This window comes from Bacteroides pyogenes, from assembly GCF_014196225.1.
Taxonomy (GTDB): Bacteria; Bacteroidota; Bacteroidia; order Bacteroidales; family Bacteroidaceae; genus Bacteroides; species Bacteroides pyogenes_A.
Genome location: NZ_JACIDI010000039.1, coordinates 1 through 2,556 on the forward strand (window position 1 = coordinate 1; position 2,556 = coordinate 2,556).

Genomic DNA, 2,556 nt, shown 5'->3' on the forward strand with positions numbered 1-2,556 from the left:
GTAAGCCTCCGGTAAACCACGTATTTTCTGCAATCTCTTCGACCAGTATCTTTGTGCCCAAAAATAAAACTTATGATGACACGAGAAGAAGTTGCAGAAATTATTATGTACTGCAAGGAACACAAAGTAACTTATAAATCAAGGCTGGCGGAACTCAATATCCCTGTCTGGAGATTTTATGACATCAAGTCCCGTTATGCAGAAGAACAGTCCTGCGTCAATACTTCCAAAGGCGATTTTATAGAACTGGGACAAAGCGGCACATTTATTCCTGTCCCGTCATTTACCGGTCAGAGCGGCCGTAAACCCAAAGGAGAATCATCATCCGGATTTAAAAGTATAGAGATACGTACATCAAAAGGAGATGCAATACGCATTCAGGGAGAGCTCAGCCCACAGGAACTTTATTCAATAATTCAAGCCTGCAGCCATGTTTAACCTTAACGACAGTCTTCATTATCTGCTGTACAACCGTCCGACGGATATGCGGAAGAGTTTCCATACACTCAGTGGTATAGTGACCGATTTCATGGGGCATGACCCGTGTAACGGGAATGTTTACATCTTTATGAACAGGGCACGCAACCGTATCAAGCTTCTCCACTGGGAAGCAGGTGGAATGGTACTTTATTCCAAGCTTTTGGAGACCGGTACGTTTGGCAAGCCCGGCTCCTTTAGTAAGGACGACATCTGCGAAGCAATAGAATGGCGTGACCTTGTAATGATCGTGGAGGGTATTATAGAATCCGGAGATTCACGTAGAAACAGACTTGAAAACTTGAGAAAACTTCGCAAGTAACCGGTATTTAATATACTGTAAGGTTGTGTATTCCAGCATATTTTATTATCTTTACACTATAATAAGACGATGGATTTCAGATGTTTACGGAAGAACAGATAAAGGCAATAATACAGGAGAATGAAAGGCTTCGCAAGGAAAATGATGCACTTTCAGGGAAAGTGGCATCCCTGGAACAATCTCTTTATTGGCTTAGAAAGAAGATGTTCGGCCGTATGAGTGAGAAGAACCTTCCTCTTGACCCCAACCAGTTGTCGCTGTTTACACAGCAGGAAATGTCTTCCGATGGGAAGGCTGAACTTGAAGAGGAAGTACGCAAGGCAGAAGAAGAGATAACAAGAACCATAAAGGTCAGGGAGAAACCTGTCCGCAAGCCTCTTGATACCTCCTTGCTGCCTGTAGATGAAATCAATCTTTACCCTGAAGGTACTACCACAGAAGACGGTGAGCTGAAAGACGATTTCGTTGAAATCGGAACCGAGGAGACTCTTCGTCTGGAACGTATCCCGGAAAAAGTCTATATAGTAAAGATCATCCGCCACAAGGTAATAAGAAAATCAGAACTCAAGGAAAAGCATCCGGAAGAGAGGCATATCCTTATCAGTCCGCTTCCTTTGGTGCCTGTGGGCAAATGTATGGCAGGAGCATCCGTACTGACAGACATTATCATCGGAAAGTTTATGTATCATCTGCCATTCTACCGCCTTATACAACAGTACCGTGAGTCCGGCATAACCATCAGTGATTCGACCATGGGTGGATGGTATGAGGCGGCAGTGGAAAAGCTGAAACTTCTCTATAATCTCCTTAAGAAGCAGATACTCTCGAGTGAATATATACAGATAGACGAGAGTGTGATACCTGTTATAGACAACGAAAAGCACAAGACGAGAAAAGGTTATGAGTGGTGCCTGCGGGACGGTATCACCGGAGACGTCGTGTTCCATTATGACCGTGGCAGCCGTAGTGGGAAGGTTGCCCGTGAACTCCTCGGCAATTATGTCGGGCTTGCGCAGTGCGACGGTTATGATGCCTACGAACAGTTCGAACGGATGAAAGGCATCACGCTGTTCGGCTGTTGGGCCCATGCAAGGAGAAAGTTTACGGAAGCGCTGGACGAGAACAGGGCACTGGCTACACAGGCATTATGCCATATAGGCAAGTTGTACAAAGTCGAATCTGAAGCTGACGAAGCCGGGTTTTCCATAGAAGAACGCAAGGAAAAACGTATCCGGGAGTCTTACCCTGTGATACTGGAATTTGAAAGGTGGATGCAGGATGCATACCTTAAGGTGCTGCCTAAGAGCCGTACCGGGAAGGCTATAGAATACACCTTCTCACTTCTTCCCAGACTCTCCAGATATGTAAATGACGGAAGGGTGAATATCGACAACAATCTCATTGAGAATGCGATAAGGCCTTTGGCTTTGGGAAGAAAAAACTATCTGTTCTGTGGCAACGACGCATCGGCATACAGAGCGGCCATTGTATATTCCCTTATCGGGACCTGCAAGTCTGCCGGAGTTGACCCTAGAGTGTGGATGGAGGACGTACTGAGGAAAATACCGTATTATGAAAGGGATAAAAAGGATATGACAGAACTTCTTCCACGGAACTGGGTGAAATCATAACAAATCTGTTCCGAATTGATATAATTTGATGCTATTAGTCCCGACTCGGAGGCGAATCTGAACGAATCGTGCCCAGTCGGGACTAATTTTTTGTATTTTGCAATACGTACTTTACCGGAGGCTTAC

At 45.1% G+C, this 2,556-nt stretch carries 3 protein-coding genes; all 3 read left to right on the forward strand.

Features of this window, described 5'->3' with window-relative positions; all coding sequences use genetic code 11:
- Nucleotides 1-72: 72 nt before the first annotated feature.
- The 3 genes from GGR07_RS13720 (at nt 73) to tnpC (ending at nt 2,430) form a co-directional block, all read left to right on the forward strand.
- Nucleotides 73-438 carry a hypothetical protein gene (locus GGR07_RS13720; protein ID WP_021646051.1) on the forward strand — a complete coding sequence of 122 codons (366 nt, stop codon included), beginning with the start codon at nt 73-75 and terminating at the stop codon, nt 436-438.
- On the forward strand, nt 431-799 hold the full coding sequence (gene tnpB / locus GGR07_RS13725) for an IS66 family insertion sequence element accessory protein TnpB (protein WP_021646050.1): 369 nt from the start codon (nt 431-433) through the stop codon (nt 797-799). The genes GGR07_RS13720 and tnpB overlap by 8 nt, the downstream gene beginning before the upstream one ends.
- 80 nt (nt 800-879) lie before the next feature.
- Nucleotides 880-2,430 carry an IS66 family transposase gene (gene tnpC / locus GGR07_RS13730; RefSeq protein WP_021646049.1) on the forward strand — a complete coding sequence of 517 codons (1,551 nt, stop codon included), beginning with the start codon at nt 880-882 and terminating at the stop codon, nt 2,428-2,430.
- Nucleotides 2,431-2,556: the final 126 nt, after the last annotated feature.